The organism is Sorangium sp. So ce367, from assembly GCF_051520455.1.
GTDB classification, from domain to species: domain Bacteria; phylum Myxococcota_A; class Polyangia; order Polyangiales; family Polyangiaceae; genus Sorangium; species Sorangium cellulosum_B.
In genome coordinates, this window is record NZ_CP150334.1 from 4948001 (window position 1) to 4966214 (window position 18214).

At 71.6% G+C, this 18214-nt stretch carries 13 protein-coding genes; 8 read left to right on the forward strand and 5 right to left on the reverse strand.

Annotated elements, in window-relative coordinates:
* The first annotated feature begins 83 nt into the window (after positions 1–83).
* The 4 genes from WME97_RS18855 to WME97_RS18870 all read left to right on the forward strand — a co-directional run bounded on the left by WME97_RS18855 (position 84) and on the right by WME97_RS18870 (position 5865).
* Positions 84–1757, forward strand: a complete 1674-nt coding sequence (locus tag WME97_RS18855) for a pectate lyase (RefSeq protein WP_437553564.1) — start codon at positions 84–86, stop codon at positions 1755–1757.
* Positions 1758–1898: 141 nt separating this feature from the next.
* Positions 1899–3080, forward strand: coding sequence for a vWA domain-containing protein (locus WME97_RS18860; protein ID WP_437553566.1), 1182 nt, complete (start codon positions 1899–1901; stop codon positions 3078–3080).
* A 276-nt stretch (positions 3081–3356) separates the two neighbouring features.
* Positions 3357–5006, forward strand: coding sequence for a serine/threonine-protein kinase (locus tag WME97_RS18865; protein ID WP_437553568.1), 1650 nt, complete (start codon positions 3357–3359; stop codon positions 5004–5006).
* A 28-nt stretch (positions 5007–5034) separates the two neighbouring features.
* Positions 5035–5865, forward strand: a complete 831-nt coding sequence (locus tag WME97_RS18870; protein WP_437553570.1) for a hypothetical protein — start codon at positions 5035–5037, stop codon at positions 5863–5865.
* Positions 5866–5880: 15 nt separating this feature from the next.
* On the opposite strand, the gene WME97_RS18875 is transcribed toward WME97_RS18870, so the two are convergent.
* Positions 5881–7206 (reverse strand): sigma 54-interacting transcriptional regulator, encoded by a 1326-nt coding sequence (locus tag WME97_RS18875; RefSeq protein ID WP_437553572.1) that lies wholly within the window; start codon positions 7204–7206, stop codon positions 5881–5883.
* Positions 7207–7313: 107 nt separating this feature from the next.
* Between WME97_RS18875 and WME97_RS18880 the strand changes: the two genes are divergently transcribed.
* Together WME97_RS18880 and WME97_RS18885 are read left to right on the forward strand one after the other, a co-directional pair.
* Positions 7314–8303: a diguanylate cyclase gene (locus WME97_RS18880; protein ID WP_437553574.1), complete on the forward strand. Its 990-nt coding sequence runs from the start codon at positions 7314–7316 to the stop codon at positions 8301–8303.
* Positions 8304–8317: 14 nt separating this feature from the next.
* Positions 8318–8965, forward strand: coding sequence for an HD domain-containing protein (locus tag WME97_RS18885; protein WP_437555434.1), 648 nt, complete (start codon positions 8318–8320; stop codon positions 8963–8965).
* 107 nt (positions 8966–9072) lie between these two features.
* Here WME97_RS18885 and WME97_RS18890 read toward each other — a convergent pair whose 3' ends face one another.
* A complete protein-coding gene (locus WME97_RS18890) occupies positions 9073–9816 on the reverse strand; it encodes a pectate lyase (RefSeq protein WP_437553576.1) in 744 nt (247 codons plus the stop codon).
* On the opposite strand from WME97_RS18890, the gene WME97_RS18895 reads away from it, so the two are divergent.
* Positions 9797–10261 (forward strand): hypothetical protein, encoded by a 465-nt coding sequence (locus WME97_RS18895; RefSeq protein ID WP_437553578.1) that lies wholly within the window; start codon positions 9797–9799, stop codon positions 10259–10261. The two genes, WME97_RS18890 and WME97_RS18895, sit on opposite strands and share 20 nt — an antisense overlap.
* Positions 10262–10646: 385 nt before the next feature.
* Here the strand turns inward: WME97_RS18895 and WME97_RS18900 are convergent, their stop codons facing one another.
* Positions 10647–11441: a hypothetical protein gene (locus WME97_RS18900; RefSeq protein WP_437553579.1), complete on the reverse strand. Its 795-nt coding sequence runs from the start codon at positions 11439–11441 to the stop codon at positions 10647–10649.
* A 255-nt stretch (positions 11442–11696) separates the two neighbouring features.
* Between WME97_RS18900 and WME97_RS18905 the strand changes: the two genes are divergently transcribed.
* Positions 11697–16028 (forward strand): DNA topoisomerase 3, encoded by a 4332-nt coding sequence (locus tag WME97_RS18905; protein WP_437553581.1) that lies wholly within the window; start codon positions 11697–11699, stop codon positions 16026–16028.
* 19 nt (positions 16029–16047) lie between these two features.
* Here WME97_RS18905 and WME97_RS18910 read toward each other — a convergent pair whose 3' ends face one another.
* Together WME97_RS18910 and WME97_RS18915 are read right to left on the reverse strand one after the other, a co-directional pair.
* Positions 16048–16176, reverse strand: a complete 129-nt coding sequence (locus WME97_RS18910; protein WP_437553583.1) for a hypothetical protein — start codon at positions 16174–16176, stop codon at positions 16048–16050.
* Positions 16177–16421: 245 nt separating this feature from the next.
* Entirely contained in the window at positions 16422–18107 is a 1686-nt protein-coding gene (locus WME97_RS18915; RefSeq protein ID WP_437553585.1) for an SBBP repeat-containing protein, read from the reverse strand.
* Positions 18108–18214: the final 107 nt, after the last annotated feature.

Here is an 18214-nt window from a genome sequence, read left to right on the forward strand (position 1 = left end):
CCAGCCTCTCCAGTCCACCAACATCCCATGTCTTTTCGACGGGCCCTGCGACCGACGCGGCGGCCCCGTGCGGTCGAGGAACTATGAAACGCAGAACGTTCGCGATGTCGATCCTCTTGCCGTTCGCGCCCTTCGCGCTGGCCGCCTGCGGGGGGGACAGCCAGCCGGGCCCTGGTCCCGGCCCGGAAGTGCCGCCCGAGATGGTCCCGTACGTCGACGCGATGAAGCGCGCGGCCACCTTCATGAGCGAGAAGGTCGCGTACAAGGGCGGTTACGTGTGGAGCTACCTCCCGGATCTCTCGCGGAGCTGGGGCGAGATGGAAGCGAAGCGCACCATGCTGTGGGTGCAGCCGCCCGGCACGCCGTCGATGGGGCACGTCTACCTGGACGCCTACCACGCCACCGGCGACGAGCTCTATTACAAGGCAGCCGAGCAGGTCACGCTCGCCCTGATCGAGGCCCAGCACGAGGCCGGCGGCTGGAACTACATCTACGACTTCGCCGGGGAGGAGTCGCTCAAGGACTGGTACGACACCATCGGCAAGAACGGCTGGCGGCTCGAGGAGTTCCAGCATTACTACGGCAACGCGACGTTCGACGACGCGGGCACCGCCGTGGCCTCGCAGCTCCTCCTGCGCATGTACCTCGAGAAGAAGGACGAGCGGTTCCGCGAGCCCCTTTACAAGGCGATCGGCTTCGTCACCGAGAGCCAGTACGAGGGGGGCGGCTGGCCGCAGCGCTTCCCGCTGATGGGCAAGGGCGGCGAGCCCGACTACACGAGCCACATCACCTTCAACGACGACGTGGCCGGAGAGAACATCAAGTTCCTGATCATGTGCCACCTCGCGCTGGGCGAGTCGCGGCTGCTCGGGAACATCGAGCGCGCCATGGACAACTTCGTCGCGTTGCAGCAACCCGCGCCGCAGCCCGCGTGGGGACTTCAGTTCACGCAGGACGGCAAGCCGGCCAGGGCGCGCACCTACGAGCCGGAGGCGCTGACCACCCACACGACGGCCAACAACATCCAGCAGTTCCTCAATTTCTACAACATGACCGGGGGCGAGAAGTTCATCGCCCGCGTGCCCGAGGCGCTGGACTGGCTGGACAAGGTCAAGCTGCCGCCGGAGTTCGTGGAGATCTTCCCCGACCGAACGCACCCCACGTACATCGAGATCGGGACCGACATTCCGCTCTACGTCCACCGGCGCGGCTCGAACGTCGTCAACGGCGAGTATTACTTCGACAAGGACCCCGCGAAGCCCATCGGCCACTACGGGCAGGCGCGCAAGCTCGACGTGGACGCCATGCGCGCCCGCTACGAGGAGCTCGCGGCGATGTCGCCCGAGGCGCTGACGGCGGGCTCGCCCCTCGAGATCACGGGGCCCGTGGCGCTGCCTCGGTACTTCTCGCTGCGCGAGGTGAAGCTCGAGGACCTGTACGCCGGCGCCACGATGACGACCGCGCCGGTGACCGCGGAGGACGCGCAGAAGCTCGTCGGCGAGCTCAACGGAGAGGGCTACTGGCCGACCAAGATCACGATGATCACGAACCCTTACAAAGGTCCTGGCGCCGCCGAGCCGTTCGTGGAGGACACCTACGCCACCACGCACGTCGGCGATCGCAACGATACCTCCCCGTACGACCCGACGAAGGCGCCAGCGACGTACGCCGACGAGGAGTCGCCGACGGGCATCTCCGTGGAGTCGTTCATCAAGAACATGGGCGTGTTGATCTCCCACGTTGCGCCCGTGCAGTGAGCGCCCCCGAGCCTCCGCGCGCTGGCACCTCGTGTGCTTTGGAGATGGAGACGGAGAGCCGAGGCCTGGGACCACGCGCGATCCAGGTGGCTTGATGGCGGCGGCGCGGTGCCGGCGCGCGGCGGTGCAAGGAGTCGATGCATGGAATTGCTTAGAGTTGTCACGGCGGTGCTGAGCGTGGCTGCGGTCGGGCTCGGGTGCGGCAGCAGCCCGAGCGAAGGGGGAGAAGGTGAAGGGGCGAGCTCGGGCGGCAGCTACGGCTCCGGCTCCGGCGCGGGGGGCTCGCTGGACATCGGCGACGGGATCGGGCCCGGATCGAGTGGCGCGGGCAGCGCCAGCCCCGTGGGCGGAGGCGGAGCGTGCGCCACCCAGACGGCGGCGGCATCCCTCCAGCCCGTGTACCTGGCGTTCGCGTTCGACGTTTCGGGCAGCATGGGCAAGGGCGACAAGGACTGGCACGACAAGGCCCTCAAGTGGAAGCCTGTGGTCGCTGCGACCAAGCAGTTCTTCTCGGATCCCGGCTCCGAAGGACTGACGGCCTCGCTCTCGTTCTTTCCCGCCGACGACGACAAGTGTTCGTCCGAGATCTACGGGACGCCGGACGTGCCGCTGACGCCGCTCCCCTCGGCGGCCTTCACCGAGGCGATCGACGCGATCGAGCCGGAGAGCTCGGACGACTGGCGCGGCGGCACGCCGACCGCGTGGGTGATGCGGGGCACGAGCGCGTTCATCGAGGCGCAGCGGCAGCAGAACCCCGGGAAATACGCGATCGTGCTCGTGACGGACGGCTACCCGCAGGGCTGCGACGAGGCCTCCGACACGATCGATGCCGTCGTGGCCGACGCCCAGGCGGCGCTGGCGGAGGGCGTCCCGACCTACGTCATCGGGGTCGAAAACCCGCCGATCAAGGGCGCGCCGGACACCCTCGACGACCTGCACGAGATCGCCGCGGCCGGCGGCACCGAGGGCGCCGTGCTCATCGACACCGGCGATCCCTCGCAGACGACGGCCGCTTTCAAGGCGGCGGTCGACCGGATCCGCGGCGCCTCGGTCTCGTGCACGATGGCGATCCCGCTCCCGCCGGACGGGAGCGCGTTCGACAAGGAGAAGGTCCGCGTGCTCTACACGAGCGGATCGAGCGCGACCACGGAGCTCGTGTACGACCAGAGCTGCGCGACCGAGGGCGCCTGGCGCTACGACGAGCCCGCGAGTCCGACGCAGATCGTGCTGTGTGTCGACGCGTGCACCACGGTCCAGGCGGACATCGTGGCCAAGCTGAGCGTCGATTTCACCTGCGAGAGCGTGATCGAGGTTCCCCTGTAGCAGGAGGCCGCCGCGTCCCTGCCGCGCCGCGCGGCGCGCTCGGAGCGCTCGATCCGACGGCGCTTGCGCCAGCTCGATCCGTGTCAACCGTGAGTTGACACTGTGGACACACGCAGTTGCTTCTCCACCGGTCCCACCTCTGCAGGGGCGCTCAGACATCCATCTGCCGCGTCGAGCGCCCTCGCCGCTGCCCGGCGTCATTGGCCGCCTGACGCGAGCGCGGCGCGCAGGTTACCGTCCGGCAACGCTGCCGAGATGTTGTAGAACAGAGCCACCATGGCACCTGCTCAGGAGCGCGAGCGGCGGACCCTCGATCGGTACACGCTCCATGGCGTGATCGCCTCCGGGGGCATGGCGTCCGTCCATTTCGGGCGGCTCGTGGGCGCCCATGGCTTTGCCCGCACGGTCGCGATCAAGCGCCTGCACCCGCAGTTCGCCAGGGATCCCGAGTTCTCGTCGATGCTCCTCGACGAGGCGCGGCTCGCGGTGCGCATCCGCCACCCGAACGTCGTCACCACGCTCGACAGCGTGCAGGCCGACGACGAGCTCTTCGTGGTCATGGAGTACATCGCGGGGGAGTCGCTCTCGAGCCTGCTGCGCGAGGCCGGCCGGCGAGGGGCCCAGGTGCCGCAGCCGATCGGCTCGGCCATCATCGCCGGCGCCCTCGCGGGCCTGCACGCGGCGCACGAGGCGACCGACGAGGAGGGCGCCGCGCTCGAGATCGTCCACCGCGACGTGTCGCCGCAGAACATCCTCGTCGGCGAGGACGGCATCCCGCGCGTGCTCGACTTCGGGATCGCGCGGGCGGCGGTGCGGAGCCAGGTGAGCCGCGTCGGGCAGCTCAAGGGCAAGCTCAGCTACATGGCGCCGGAGCAGCTGCGCGGAGCCCCGCTGAGCCGCCGCGCCGACATCTACGCCGCTTCCGTCGTCCTCTGGGAGGTGCTCACCGGGCGGCGGCTGTTCACGGGGGAGTGCGACGCGGAGATCTTCGGGCGGATCCTCGAGGGCGTCGTCCAGCCGCCGAGCGTCTACGGCGACGTCCCGAAGGCGCTCGACGAGGTGGTGCTCCGCGGCCTCGACAGGGATCCCTCCCGGCGCTACGCGACCGCGCTGGAGATGGCGGCTGCGCTGGAGGAGGCGCTGCCGCCGGCGAGCCCGCGCGCGGTCGGGGCGTGGGTCGAGGCGACGGCGGGGACGCTCCTCGAGGCGCGGGCGAAGAGCCTCGCCGCCATCGAGACGTCGCAGCGGAGCGCGGCCCCGGCGCCGCCGCCGCCGAGGCCCGCCGCCGTGGACGACGCGCCGCCGCGGGACGTCGAGGCGCGCCTCGCGCAGCCGTCTGGCGGCCGCGGGCGCGCGCTGCGGACCTCGGTGACGGTTCCGACGATGACGAGGACGGTCGAGGACATGGCGCGGCCCGTGGCGTCGGCGCTCGCGACGCCGGTCGCCGCGGCGGCGCCGCCGCGGCTGGCGAGCGCGCAGCTCGTCCGCGCCTCCACGCTCGCGCTCGGCGCCAGCGCGCTTGTGCTCGCCGTGGCCCTCGGCCGGAGCTGTAGCGTGCGTCCAGAGCCCGATGCGCCGCAGGCCGAGCGCGCCGGAGCCGGCGAGCCCTCGCGGTCCGTCGCCTCGCCGCCAGCGGTAGCGGCGCCTGTCGCGAGCGAGGGGACGCCGGAGGTGTCTGCGGAGGCGCCTGCGGCCTTGTCGGCGGCGTCCGCGGCCTCGCCTGGGGCACCGGCGGCCTCGCCGGAGCCGGCCGCGCCGGGGCCCTCCGCGAGCGCCGCCGTGGCGCCGGAGCCGGCCGCGCCGGATCGCGCCGCGGGCGCGCGCGCCGCTTCCCCCGCGCGCAGCGCGCGGCCGCGGTCGCGCTGCGTGCCTCCCTACTATCTGGACGCCAACGGCATCCGGCGGATCAAGCGAGAGTGCCTGTGAACGACGGAAGCGTGTAGCCTGCGCTGCGATGAAAGGGCGCCTCCTCGCCGCCTTTGCCGCGGCTGCCACGCTCTTCGCGGGCTCACGCGCCCGCGCTCAGGGCGTGGGAGAGACGTGCGCGGCCTCGTACGAGCAGGCGCAGCAGCTCCTCCGCGACAAGGCGCTGCTGCGCGCCCGCGCCGAGCTCCGCGCCTGCGTGAGCGCGTGCCCGGCGACGCTCGCCCGAGACTGCCAGAGCTGGAGCGAGCAGGTCGAGCGCGACATGCCCAGCGTCGCGCTGTCGGCCACGTCCGCGGACGGCCGCGCGCCGGGCCGGGTCCGGGTGCTCCTCGACGGCGCGCCGCTGGTCGACGCGCTCCCGAAGGACCCGATCGAGCTCGATCCCGGGCGCCATACGCTGACCTTCGAGGACGCGGCGGGGACGCGGGTCGTCACCGTGGTCACGGTGCCGCCTGGCGACAAGGCGCTGCCGATCGCGGTGCGGTTCCCGGCGCCGGCGCCGGCCCCGTCGCGCCCCGCGGCCGGCGCCGACGCGCCGCCGGTGCGGCAGCGCTGGCCGCTCGTGCTCGTCGGCGCCGGCGCGGCGGGGCTCGGCGTGGGCGCGTTCCTCGGCGTGAAGGGGCACCTCGATCGGAGCGAGCTCCGCAGGCGGTGCGCGCCCGGATGCCCGGCCGATGACGTCGAGGCGATCGATCTCACGTGGAAGGCCGGCGCCATCTCCGCGGGCGTGGGGTTCCTCGCGGCCGGCCTGGGCGCGGTGCTCTACTTCCAGCTCGATCCCGTCGCGCCCGCCGCGCCGATCGCGAGCTTCTCGCTCTCGCCGGGCGGCCCCGGGCTCTCGCTCCGCGGCGCGTTCTGAGCGCCGCGCGCCCCGTCAGCCCTTGCTGCGGATGCCGTAGCGCTCCATCAGCCGGTGGACGAGCTGCCGGGAGACGCCCATCGACGCGGCGGCCCGCGCCACGTTGCCGCCGCTCTCCCGGAGCTTCATCGCGATGTACGTGCGCTCGAACTGCTCGACGACCATGTCGCGCGCCTCGCGGAGCGGCAGCGCGGCGAACTGGCCGACGCCCATGTCGGCGGGCCGCGGCGCCACCTTGACGATCGCCTCCTCGGCGAGGTGCGGGAACAGCATGAGCCGCGCGACGGTGTTGCGGAGCTCGCGCACGTTGCCCGGCCAGTGGTGCCCGCGGAGCAGCTCCAGCGCGTTCGGCGGCAGGTCGGCGAGCGAGCGCGGCGGCACCTGCGCCGCGAGGAAGCGCTCGACGAGCAGCGGGATGTCCTCCTTGCGCTCGCGCAGCGGCGGCACGACGGTCTCGACGACGGCGAGCCGGTAATAGAGATCCTCCCGGAACGCGCCCGACGCGACGCGGCCCTGGAGATCACGGTGCGTGGCGGCGATCACCCGGGCGTCGAACGACGTGTACGCGGCCGCGCCGATGCGCCGCACCTGGCGGGCCTCGAGCGCGCGCAGGAGCTTCGGCTGGAGATCGAGCGGGAGCTCGCCGATCTCGTCGAGAAAGAGCGTGCCGCCGCTCGCCTCCTCGAGCAGGCCGGCGCGCGCGCCCTGGGCGCCCGTGAACGCGCCCTTCGTGTAGCCGAAGAGCTCGGCCTCGATGAGGTTCGGGGCCACGGCGCTGCAGTCGAACACGACGAAGGGGCCGCCGCTGCGCGGGCTCGCCGCGTGGATGGCGCGGGCGAGGACCTCCTTGCCGGTGCCGGACTCGCCGAGCAGGAGGATCGTCTCCGAGGTGGCCGCTGCGCGCTCGAGGCGGGCGAAGAGCGCGCGCATGGGGACGCTGCTGCCGAGGGCCTCGCCGAAGCTGGCCGAGGTGGAGAGCGGGACGACGACTGGGGCGCCGCCGACGCGCACGGTGAGGGGCACGCCGCCCAGGGAGGCGATGGCGCCCGGGGTGAGGAAGCCCTCGACGATCAGGACGTCGTTGATGAACGTGCCGTTCTTGCTGCCGAGGTCGGTGAGGACGACCCCGCGCGGCGAGAACCGGAGCTGGCAGTGGCGGCGCGAGACGCGCGAGTCGGGGATGATGACGTCGCACTCGCCGCTCGTCCCGAGCACGAGCGGCGCCACGCCGAGCGCGGCCTCGATCGGCGGGCTCTTCTGCGGGGTGACGAGGATGCGCAGGTCCGGGAGCTCGACCGCGTCGCTTCGGAGGGTCGTGATCGTCCGGGTGGGGTCGTGCATTGATCGCGCGGGAGGGGGACGGGGCAGCATCTCCGAATTTCCGGCGGATTTCCAGCGCGCGGTGCGTCCGGGGCGCTGGACGCACGCCGTCAGGATATCCTCGTGAGGTGCTCGAGTTCACGCAGTCCGAGGCCAAGATCATGTCCCAGTGCGTCACCCGCTTCACGGAGGCGTTCCGGCGCGACGTGGCGGACGTGATCCGGCAGGAGTTCCGCGGCTACGAGCCGCCGGAGGTGACGGAGCTGATCGGACAGCTGAGCCTCCTCGGGCGGCAGCTCGAGCTGCGCCCGCCGCACGCGCAGATCCACGACACGCAGGGCCCGCTGCTCAAGCGCATCCTGATCGACCTCCGGCGCGACAGCGCCACGGCGATCGAGGAGCCGCTGCAGAAGGCCGTGAACGCCGAGACGATCCGGCACCTCCGGCGCGAGGTCCACGGGCTGGAGCAGCTGATGGCCGCGCCCTGGTTCGCGGCCACGCGCGCGCTCAAGGTGCCGCAGCTCACCGACTACATGTCGATCCGGCACGCCGAGGCCGTGACGCCGGAGGCGCCGCCGCTCCGCCCGCGCGAGTACGACGAGAAGTTCCACATCCTCGAGGCGCCCGGGCTCTTCCTGCCGGATCTGGCGCACTACCGGGCGCGCTGCGCGCTGCGCGGCGCCTCGATCGCCGTGGCGTTCATCGACATCGACGACTTCAAGGCGTTCAACGTCCAGCACACCGAGACCGCGGTCGATCTCCACGTGCTCCCGCCGCTCATGGAGAGCATCGAGGCGCACGTCTTCGCGCACGGGCACGCGTACCGGTTCGGCGGCGACGAGTACATGATCACGCTGCCCAACGCGACGCGCGCCTGGGCGGTGGACTTCCTGCGCGCGCTTCAGGAGCGGCTCGCCCGCCGCCGCTACCGCCGCGTCGAGCGGTCGCCGACGATCTCGGCCGGGCTGTGCGTCGCCGACGTCGACTGCTTCCTGACGGATCGCGAGATCCAGGGGCGCGCCAACCTCGCGAAGAACCACGCGAAGGCCACGGAGAAGGGCCGCGTCGCCACGTACGACGGGGAGCTGTTCCGCCCCGAGGATCTGGTGCTCGCGTGAGGCCGGACGGCGGGATCGCGGCGGGCGAGGCGCGCGGCGACGGCGACGCGCCGCCGGAGGCCCCGGACGGCCTGGTCCTGCCCGAGCCGCTGTGGGGCGCGGTGCGCGCGGCCTACGGCGAGCCCGGGCGCGCGTACCACGACCTGGCGCACGTGCGCGAGGTGCTCCGCCGGGTGGGCGAGGTCGCCCGCGACGTCGGCTGGCGGAGGCCGCGGGAGGTGTTCCTGGCCGCGCTCTTCCACGACGCCGTGTACGTGCCCGGCCGCCACGACAACGAGGCGCGCAGCGCGGAGCTCGCGCGCGAGGCGGTGGCGCGCTGGCTGCCCGGCGAGGGGCTCGACGAGGGCCTCATCGAGCGGCTCATCCTGCTCACGGCGCGCCACGGGGCCCTCGGGCCGGCGGACGTCGTCGAGGAAGAGGCCCTCTTCCTCGATTGCGACATGGCCATCCTGGGCAGCGACGCGGCGGCGTTCGACGCGTACGACCGGGCGATCGCCGCGGAGTACAGCGCCGTGCCGCCCGAGCTCTACGCCGCGGGCCGGCGGCGCTTCTTCGAGAAGCTGCTCGCGGCGGAGCGGATCTTCCTCTCGCCGTACTTCCACGCCCGCCTCGAGGCGAGCGCCCGCGACAACCTGCGCCGGAAGCTCGACGCGGGCGCGTAGCGGCGCTGCGCGGGGGTCGTCGGTGGACGGCGCGGTCGTCACGGGCGCGGCGGCCCGCGCCGAGGTGCAGGGGGCAGCGACGCTGGCGCGCGCTGCCCCTCGCGCGATCACCAGCTCTTCACGTCGCTCTTGCTCACGCGGCAGGTGGCGGTGTCCCACTGGCTCGCGCCCCCGTGGAGCTTCTCGGACTCGCCCATGTGATCGGTGACGGCCCTGTACTCCTGGCAGATCTTCGGCTTGTCGTCGTCCGCGTCGTAGCCCCCCTTGACGTAGAGGTTCGTGATCGTGACCGTGTCCCCGTAGTTCTGGTTCGCGCCCGCGACCGTCGTCTTCACGCGGTCCACCCTGACGTTGTCGATGATCAGGTGGCGCGGCCCGCCGTTCGCGGTGCAGTCGCCGCACGAGCGCCAGAGCTTCCCGAAGTCGGCGATGTACGAGTTCGTGACGATGGTCGTGGAGCCGCCCTTGGCGTTGTGCTGGAAGATCTTGTCGGCCGAGTGCAGGGCGATGGAGCTGTTGATGTGCATCGTCGCCCCGTCGGCGCTGTTCGTCGCCGCGTCCTCGCAGACGTCCTCCCAGTAGACGTGATCGAGCGTGCAGTCGCCCTTGCAGACGATGCCGTTGCCGCCGGGGAGGCCGCCGGCGATGATGAGGTTCTTCACGGTGACGCCGTCCTCGACCTCGAACACGGTCTTCTGGCCTTCGCCGTCGTCGCAGTCCTCCGTGTTGTTCACGCCGATCTTCTGGTTGTTGAAGTCGTAGACGTCCTGCCCGCCGTGGGCGGCGTTCTTGAGCACCGTCGTCTGGTTCCTGATCTCGCCGTTGCCGTTCGTGGGCGTCGGGATCACCATCGGGAGCTCGTCGCCGAGCGGCTCCTCTCCGCCCGTGCCGCTGCTCGTGGCGCTCGCGGCCGTCGTGCTGGAGCTGCTCGTGGTCGCGCTGCTCGTGGTGCTCGCGGCCGTCGTGCTGGAGCTGCTCGTGGTCGCGCTGCTCGTGGTGCTCGCGGCGGTGCTGCCGCCGCCGGCGCCGCCCGTGCTGCTGGTGCTCCCGCCGGTCGCTGCGGCGCTGCTGCTCGAGCTGCTGCCTCCCTGGCCGTCGTCGTCCGGCGTCGCCGCGTCGTCTGAACAGCCGATCTGGATGGCTCCGACGGCGCCGATCACGAGCAGCAAAGTGAAAGCTGACTTCATTTCAAATCTCATGTCGCTACCTCTCGTTCTGGAATCAGGATGGGCGACCCGCGGCCCGGAGATGGTGGCCGCCGAACCGGGCCGGCGCTGCTCCTCTGCCACGAGATAGGCAACGACAATGCCACTTGCCTGGAACCGCCTACGGACGGTTCACGGGTGTGCCCGTGAACCCGCGCAGCGCTCGTGGCGTGGGCGTCCTCATGGCGGCGCGTCGTAGCGCCGCGACGTCAACCACGGGTTGACGTACTTGACGAAAGTGACGACTCCCTTCTGAAGTACCGCCTCGAATTTTTCGAGAAGATTCACAGGGAGACGGGGAGACGGGGAGTCGAATCCCACCGATCTCCCCCGTCTCCCTGTTCAATTTTCCGCTGATAATGCCAACAAAATGAGGGATTGATCATGACTCCCGTGTCAACCGCACGTCGTGCGCTACGCGGGGCCGGGCGGCCCTGACGCGCGCGGGCGGCCGCCAGCGCGGAGGTCTCCGGCGCTCAGCCTTTCCAGCCGGGCGGCGGCTTGGCGAAGCCGGTCTCGGCGGGGAAGGGGCTGGCGGTCTCGCGCTGGTGCAGCCCGTCCACGTCGATGCCGAGCGCCCTCAGCCCCTCGCGCTGCTCGTAGCGGATCACCAGGACGGCGGCGGGCTTGGATGTCGCCCGGGTGAACTGCGTCGACGTGACGCGGGACTCGCGCCGCTCGCCGAAGGTCGTGCCCAGCCCCTTCGGCGCCGCGGGGGCCGGCGCGGCGCCCGGCGCGGGGGCTGGCGGCGGAGCAGCGGGCGCGGGCGCGGGCGGTCCAAACCCCGGCGCCGGCGGCGGCAGCCCGCCGCCTTGCGGCCCGCCGAACGCCGGCGGGGGCGGCGTGAAGGGAGGCGGGGGTGGCGGCGGCGGGGGCGCGAGCTCCTCGAACACCGCCAGGCCGATGACACCCACGTTGCGGGGCTTGCCGATCTGCGCGGCGTACGACTGCTCGATGCTCCCGAACCGGAACGTCGCGACATCTTCCTGGCTGATCCGGAATCCGGTGAAATCGAACGACTCGTGCGCCCTGATCACCATGCCGCGGGCGTCGAAGGAAGCGTCCTTGCCGCTCTGCACGTCGAGGCCATCGACGGTGGGCACCACCTCGACGCGCGCGCCCGTCAGGTTCCGCACGCGCAGCGCATAGCGCTGGCCTGACCGCCCCTCGACATAGGTCGTATCCCGATGGACGTACTCCCGCGTCGGCGTGAGCGCGCCGCTCTCCTCGACGAGCAGCTCCACCTCGACGATCCCCTTCAGGTCTCGCATCTCGATGCCCCTCTCCCTGAGCCGTCGCGCCCTCGCGCGGCGGCGAGCGTCCAGGCACTACGTGAACCCGCTCGGCGCCAGCGTGTCAAGGCGCCGGTCGGGCGCGGGCCTCGCTGCCCGCTCGCTTCCCCATACCGCCCGCCCGCGGCTCGCGCTATCAACGCACCTGCGCGAGGCGCGGGCGACGCCCGCCGCCCTCGGTTCTCGCGCGTTTCGCATGGTTCGCGCGTTTCGCATGGTTCACAGGGTCGCCGCATGATCGCCGTGGTCGCAGAGAAGCCCGCCGTCGCCCGTGACATCGCCGCGGTGCTCGGGGCCTCGAAGCGCGCCGAGGGCTTCCTCGAGGGCGGCGGCTACGTCGTCACGTGGGCGATCGGGCACCTCGTCGCCATCGCCGAGCCGCACCAGATCGACCCCGCCTGGAAGCGCTGGCGCCTCGACCTCCTCCCGATGCTGCCCGGGCAGTTTCCGCTCGTCGTCCTCCCCGGGACGCGGGCCCAGTTCGAGATCGTCCGGAAGGTCCTGGGCCGGCGCGACGTCGAGCGTGTCGTCTGCGCCACGGACGCCGGCCGCGAGGGCGAGCTCATCTTCCGGTACCTCTACGAGGCGGCCGGGTGCAAGAAGCCGGTCGAGCGGCTCTGGATCTCGTCCCTCACGCCCGACGCCATCCGCGACGGGCTCCGGCGGCTGCGGGACGCGCGCAGCTACGACGGCCTCGCCGACGCGGCGCGCGGGCGCAGCCGGGCGGACTGGCTCGTCGGCATGAACCTCTCGCGCGCCTACAGCCTGGTCTTCGACCAGGATCTCTCGGTCGGCCGCGTGCAGACGCCGACGCTGTCCATGGTCGTCGAGCGCGAGCTCGCGATCCGGCGGTTCGTCCCCGAGCCGTACCTCGAGGTCGTCGCGACCTTCTGCCCGCTCCGGGAGGACGGCTCGGGCGCGGCCGACGAGTCCTACAAGGGCACGTATTTCAACGACAAACCGCTCCCGGGCCAGCCGCCGGGCGCCGGCGAGCGGCCCGAGACCGCGCCGTCGCGGAGGCGCCTGCCCCCGGACGGCGAGGAGGCGCGGCGCATCGTCGAGCGGGCCCGGCGCGGCGAGGCACGCATCGAGGCGGTCCGGTCGGAGTCTCGCCGCCTCCCGCCGCCGCTGCTCTACGACCTGACCGAGCTCCAGCGGCACGCCAACCGCCTTTACGGCTTCTCTGCGCAGAAGACGCTGGAGGTGGCCCAGGCGCTGTACGAGCGCAGGAAGCTCATCAGCTATCCGCGCACCGACAGCCGGCACCTCTCGACGGACGTGGCGGCCACGCTCGGCGCGGTGGTGCAGGCGATCGAGGGCTCGTATCGGGGGATGCTCGCCCCGGGGACGGGGGCTCGGCCGCTCGGCAAGCGCTTCGTCGACGACGGCAAGGTCGGGGATCACCACGCCATCATCCCCACGGGGGCTCGGTCCTCGCGCGCGGAGCTCTCGACCGACGAGCAGAAGATCTTCGATCTCATCTGCCGGCGCCTCCTCTCGGCGTGGCACGAGGATCACGTCACGTCGATCACCACCGTCATCACCGCTATCACCACGCGCGGCGGCGCGGGCGGGCGCGGCGGCGAGCCGATCGTGGACCGCTACCACAGCGCGGGCAGCGTCGTGGAGAAGGTCGGGTGGAAGGTGCTCGACATCGGCTTCGGCAAGGCGCCTGCGAAGCCGCGCAAGAAGGGCGAATCGGACGGTGACGGACGCGATGCGCGCGACGGGGAGGGCGGGGAGGGCGAGCGCGAGACCGCCGATCAGCGGCTCCCGCCGGGCCTCGCGAGGGGGCAGGTGCAGCTCGTGCTCGACGCGGAGGCGCAGGCCAAGAAGACGCGTCCGCCGCCGCGCTTCACCGAGGCCACGCTGCTCACCGCCATGGAGACCGCGGGCAGCAGCCTCGAAGAGAAGGAGCTCTCCGAGGCGATGAAGGACTCGGGCCTCGGCACGCCGGCCACGCGGGCCGCGATCATCGAGACGCTCCTCCGGCGCGAGTACATCGTGCGCCAGGGCAAGCTGCTGCACGCGACCGACAAGGGCGTCGGGTTGATCGAGGTCGTCCACGCGGACGTGAAGAGCCCCGCGATGACGGGCGCCTGGGAGGCGAAGCTCGCCCGCATGGCCCGGGGCGGGGGCGATCTGCCGTCGTTCATGGCGGGCATCGAGTCGTACGTGCGCCAGGTGGTGGCGGAGGTGAGCGCGGGGCGGCGCGCGGCCGGGGACGGTGCGCTTTCCCCGGAGGCCGGGGTGTCGCCGTTTCAGGAGCGCGGCGAAGCGCGGTCGCGCGCGAAGGGTGGCCGCGGCGCGGCCGCGCCGGGGACCGGTCGAGGCCGCGAGGCGACGCCTCGCCGCGCTCCGGGCAGCAGCGCAGGGGTCGTGCCGGGCGACGCACCGGCTGGCGCGCTGCATGCGGTCGCGGCGGCGGCTGCAGCATCGCCGCCGGCTCGGGCGCAGGCGCGGTCGCGTGCGGCGTCGCCGTCGCCAGCGCGACCCGCGGCGGCAGCGACGGCGCGACGTGTGGCCGTAGCGCCGTCGACTGCGCGGCCTGTGGCAGCGACGTCGCCGCCGGCGCGATCCGCGGCCGTAGCGCCGACGCCCGCGCGACCTGCGGCAGCGGCGTCGCCGCCGGCGCGACCCGCGGCGGCAGCGCTGTCGCCCGCGCGTGCGGCGGCCATCGGGTCCTCTCCGGTGCGTGGGGCGGGCACGGCGTCCTCGCCGGCGGTCGCCCTGTCTCCAGCGCGCCGGCCGGAGGATCTCGTCGAGCTGCTCCACCAGTGCTTCGGCTTCAGCGCGTTCCGCCCCTACCAGGAGGCCGTTTGCCGGACGGCGGCCGCGGGGAGCGATGTGCTGCTCGTCATGCCCACCGGCGCCGGCAAATCGCTCTGTTACCAGCTCCCCGGCATCGCCCGAGGCGGTACGACGCTCGTCGTGAGCCCGCTCATCGCGCTCATGGAGGATCAGGCCTCCAAGCTCCGGGCATGCGGCTTCGCCGCCGAGCGGATCCACTCCGGCCGGAGCCGGGCCGAGTCGCGGAAGGCCTGCATCGATTACCTCGAAGGCGCGCTCGACTTCCTCTTCATCGCCCCCGAGCGGCTCCGCGTGCCCGGGTTCCCCGAGATGCTCGCCCGCCGGAAGCCCGTGCTCGTCGCCGTCGACGAGGCCCATTGCATCTCGAAATGGGGCCACGACTTCCGCCCTGATTACCGGATGCTCGGTCAGCGTCTCCCGGCGCTCCGGCCGGCGCCGGTCATCGCGCTGACCGCCACCGCCACGCCGGTCGTGCAGGACGATATCGTCGAGCAGCTCGGCCTCGCGTCCGCGGCGCGGTTCATTCACGGCTTCAGGCGGAGCAACCTGGGTATCGAGATCCTCGAGGTCAGCCCGGGAGAGCGCCTCGCCCGGGTGCGCGCGCTGCTCGGGCAGGAGGGCCGGACGCCGGCCATCGTCTACGCCGGGACGCGGAAGGACGCGGAGGCGCTCGCCGCCGGCCTCTCGGAGGATCTCCCGGCCGAGGCGTACCACGCGGGCCTCGCCCCCCCGGTGCGCGACCGGATCCAGGCGGCCTTTCTGGACGGCAGCACCGAGATCATCGTCGCCACGATCGCCTTCGGCATGGGCATCGACAAGCCCGATGTCCGCACGGTCATCCACGCCGGGCTGCCCGGGAGCGTCGAGGGGTATTACCAGGAGATCGGCCGGGCTGGCCGCGACGGGCTCCCCTCGCGGGCCGTGCTGATGCACTCGTATGTCGACCGGCGAATGCACGAGTTCTTCCACGAGCGCGACTACCCTGATCCGGCGATGCTCCAGCGGATCGAAGAGGTCCTATCGGAAGAGCCCCGCCCGAAGGAGGCGATCCTGGGCGATCTCGGCATCGATCCCGAAGTGGCGGACAAGGCCCTCGAGAAGCTCTGGATCCACGGCGGCGCGCGCGTGGATCCGGACGGGGGTGTCGCCCTGGGCGAGCCGGGGTGGCGCGGGCCTTACGAGGCGCAGCGGCGCCACAAGCTCGCCGAACTCGTGCAGATGGCGCGGTTCACCGAGGGCCACGGCTGCCGCATGCTCCACCTGGTCCGCCATTTCGGCGACCAGGAGGACACGGGCGAGCCCTGCGGCCTGTGCGACGTCTGCGCGCCGGCCGCGTGCGCGGCGCGGGAGTTCCGGGCGCCGAGCCGCGACGAGGCGCAGGCGATCGCGAAGATCCTGGCGGCTCTTCGCGAGAGCGAGCAGCCGACCGGCCGCCTCTATCGCGAGGCGTTCGCCGACGGGTCGCTCGAGCGGCGCGACTTCGAGCACCTCCTCGGCGGCCTGGTGCGGGCGGGCCTTGTCTGCGTGCGCGAGGACTCGTTCGAGAAGGCGGGCGAGCTCATCACGTACCAGCGCGCGTCGCTCACGCCGCGCGGCCTCCTCGGCGGGCCGCGCGGCGCGAGCGACGTCGTGAGCGATGTGCCGCTCGCGAAGCTGCCGCCGAAGGTGAAGAAGCGGCAGAGCGCGAAGTCCTCGGACGCGCGGAGGGCGTTCTTCGCCCGCAAGGCGCAGCGGAAGAAGGGCCGGTCGCGCTGAGCGCCGCGCGGGCGGGCCCTCAGCGGAAGATGCCGAAGTGGCCGAGCGCCCACCAGAGCAGGACGAAGATGAGGATGGTGCTGAAGCACCCGCCGCCGAGCTTCTTCGCGCCATAACCTGCCGCGATCCCACGCAGAATCTTGCTCATCGAATGACCTCCGGCCCCGTGTCGGGGTGTTCGATGAGCGAAGCAACGTGGGTGCCACGTCCTGCGGGCTCCGGCGGGGCGAGATCTTCCCGTGGAGAGGCGATGACTTGGCTTGCAGGGCGGCAAGCACAGCGGCGTACGCGCCACAGTGGGGCGTTTCGCGACGACCTACCTGCGCGAGCTGCGCGAAGCGTTCCAGTCGCTGCCGCGCGAGGCACCGAGCCCTGCCTGCTGCCGGAACAACATCACCGGCCCAGCTTCGCGATGACGAGGCGCGTCCGATTCCCGTCGCCGGTGCCGGGCAGCGGTCCCGTGCCGAAGTCGGCGTGCGGAGCGGTCGTCGTGCCCGCGATGAGCGTCTCGCCGTCCGGTGAGGTGGCGACGACGCGCAGCTTGTCTTCGCCCGTGTTCTCCGTGAGGTGATTCCATACGAGCTCTGCATCGGGCGTGAACTTGGCGACGAAGGCGTTCTGAAGTCCCTGCGCTTTCAATGGGCCGCTGCCGAAGTCGACCTCTCCCTCCGCAGTGCCGACAACAACGAGGTTACCAGAAGGATCTCGAGTGACTCCAAACGCGTGCTGAACGCTGACAGCCTCTCCGAACCCGCGCAACCATCGGGGCATCCCGGTCGCCTCGAGCTGCACCACGAAGACGTTGCTGTCGGTTCCGGTTCCTCCGGTTACTGTGTGCTCGCCAATCTGCATCTTCTGAGCGAACGAGCCCACTATCACAGGACGGCTTGACAGATCCACCGTGATGTCCATCGGCTGCACGGAGCCTGAGCCAGGTCCGTCGAGCGCTCTGGCCCACGCGGACTTCCCGGCTGGCGTCAGCTTGACGACAAACTCGCTGCCATCGACTCGGAGCGGCACATCGTCAGTCCCGAAATTGATCGTCTTATCCGACCAGCCGAGAAAGAAGATGTTCTTCGAGCTATCGACCGCGACAGCAGTGGCAGCTTCATACCATGACGAGCCGTTGAACGTGCGCGCCCAGTGGCCCGGTCCGCTCACGCGCCCGTTGGCACCGTCGAGCTTCGCCACGAGGATGTCCTCGCCGTCAGGCGTGATCGGTCCCTCGCCAAGATCGATGGGCAGGCTGAATCTCCCCGTGACGATGATGTCGTTGCTCGAGTCAATGGCGAGTCCGGTGAGTGTGCCGCGGCCTCCCAGGCCTTTGCTCCAAACATGCTCGCCCGATGCGTCCAGTAGGACGATGAACGGACCCTCCGGAAGCGGTCCACCGCCGAAGTCAACTCCCCCCTGAGGGCTCTCGCCGATCAGAACTAGGTTTCCCTTGGAGTCGATGGCAAGGTCCGTGACACTGTCCACGCCGAAATCGCCGAACTTCTTCGCCCAGAGAGGGACGCCGGCCGGACTGAGCTTGAGGATCAGCACATCGCTCGATCTACTGGCAGAGGAGAAGGATTCCTCTGCGATCGTGATCGTCCCTGAAAAACCTGCGCTGATGAACACGTTTCCCTCAGCGTCACTCGCAATGGCGGAAGCCGCGGCGCTGCCATTTTGCTCGAACCCGGTCGCCCAGACAATGCATTGGAATCCATCACAGTTCTCGTCGTCCGCGGCATCGCAGCGCTCCACCGCGGGGACGACCTCGCCGTCACAGGCGCCCCAGGTCCCGTCGGCGCCGCAGGTACGCGTCCCTTCCCGGCACGCGCCCCTGTTCCTGGTGCCCAGTGGGCCGGCGTAGCACACCTCCGAAGCGTCCGGCGTGCACGTGAGCGCCTCCTCCTCAGCGCCTCCCGCGCCGCCGGCGCCCATGGGGTCAGCGCCCCCCAGACCGCCGGCACCCGTGCCGCCCGACGCCTGGTCGGAGAACTCGTCGAGACCGAGGAGCTGCGCGCACCCGCTGGCGCACAGGCCCAGACCGAGGAGGGAAGCGAGCGCGTAAGGTCGTGCTTGTCGTTGCATGGGCTCGTGCGCGCCCGGAAGCCGCAAGGCGAGGTTCCCGACGCTAGCGCGGAGGATATCACACTGACGCGGCGCGCAGGAGCCTGGTTTCGATCGTCGCCGGGACG

What these genes read in the sequence shown, in the direction of transcription:
- WME97_RS18905 (WP_437553581.1), top strand. Translation starts at nt 11,697, where the DNA reads ATGATCGCCGTGGTCGCAGAGAAGCCCGCCGTCGCCCGTGACATCGCC.
- WME97_RS18875 (WP_437553572.1), bottom strand. Translation starts at nt 7,206, where the DNA reads ATGCACGACCCCACCCGGACGATCACGACCCTCCGAAGCGACGCGGTC.
- WME97_RS18860 (WP_437553566.1), top strand. Translation starts at nt 1,899, where the DNA reads ATGGAATTGCTTAGAGTTGTCACGGCGGTGCTGAGCGTGGCTGCGGTC.
- WME97_RS18865 (WP_437553568.1), top strand. Translation starts at nt 3,357, where the DNA reads ATGGCACCTGCTCAGGAGCGCGAGCGGCGGACCCTCGATCGGTACACG.
- WME97_RS18890 (WP_437553576.1), bottom strand. Translation starts at nt 9,816, where the DNA reads ATGGTGATCCCGACGCCCACGAACGGCAACGGCGAGATCAGGAACCAG.
- WME97_RS18900 (WP_437553579.1), bottom strand. Translation starts at nt 11,441, where the DNA reads ATGCGAGACCTGAAGGGGATCGTCGAGGTGGAGCTGCTCGTCGAGGAG.
- WME97_RS18910 (WP_437553583.1), bottom strand. Translation starts at nt 16,176, where the DNA reads ATGAGCAAGATTCTGCGTGGGATCGCGGCAGGTTATGGCGCGAAGAAG.
- WME97_RS18915 (WP_437553585.1), bottom strand. Translation starts at nt 18,107, where the DNA reads ATGCAACGACAAGCACGACCTTACGCGCTCGCTTCCCTCCTCGGTCTG.
- WME97_RS18855 (WP_437553564.1), top strand. Translation starts at nt 84, where the DNA reads ATGAAACGCAGAACGTTCGCGATGTCGATCCTCTTGCCGTTCGCGCCC.
- WME97_RS18870 (WP_437553570.1), top strand. Translation starts at nt 5,035, where the DNA reads ATGAAAGGGCGCCTCCTCGCCGCCTTTGCCGCGGCTGCCACGCTCTTC.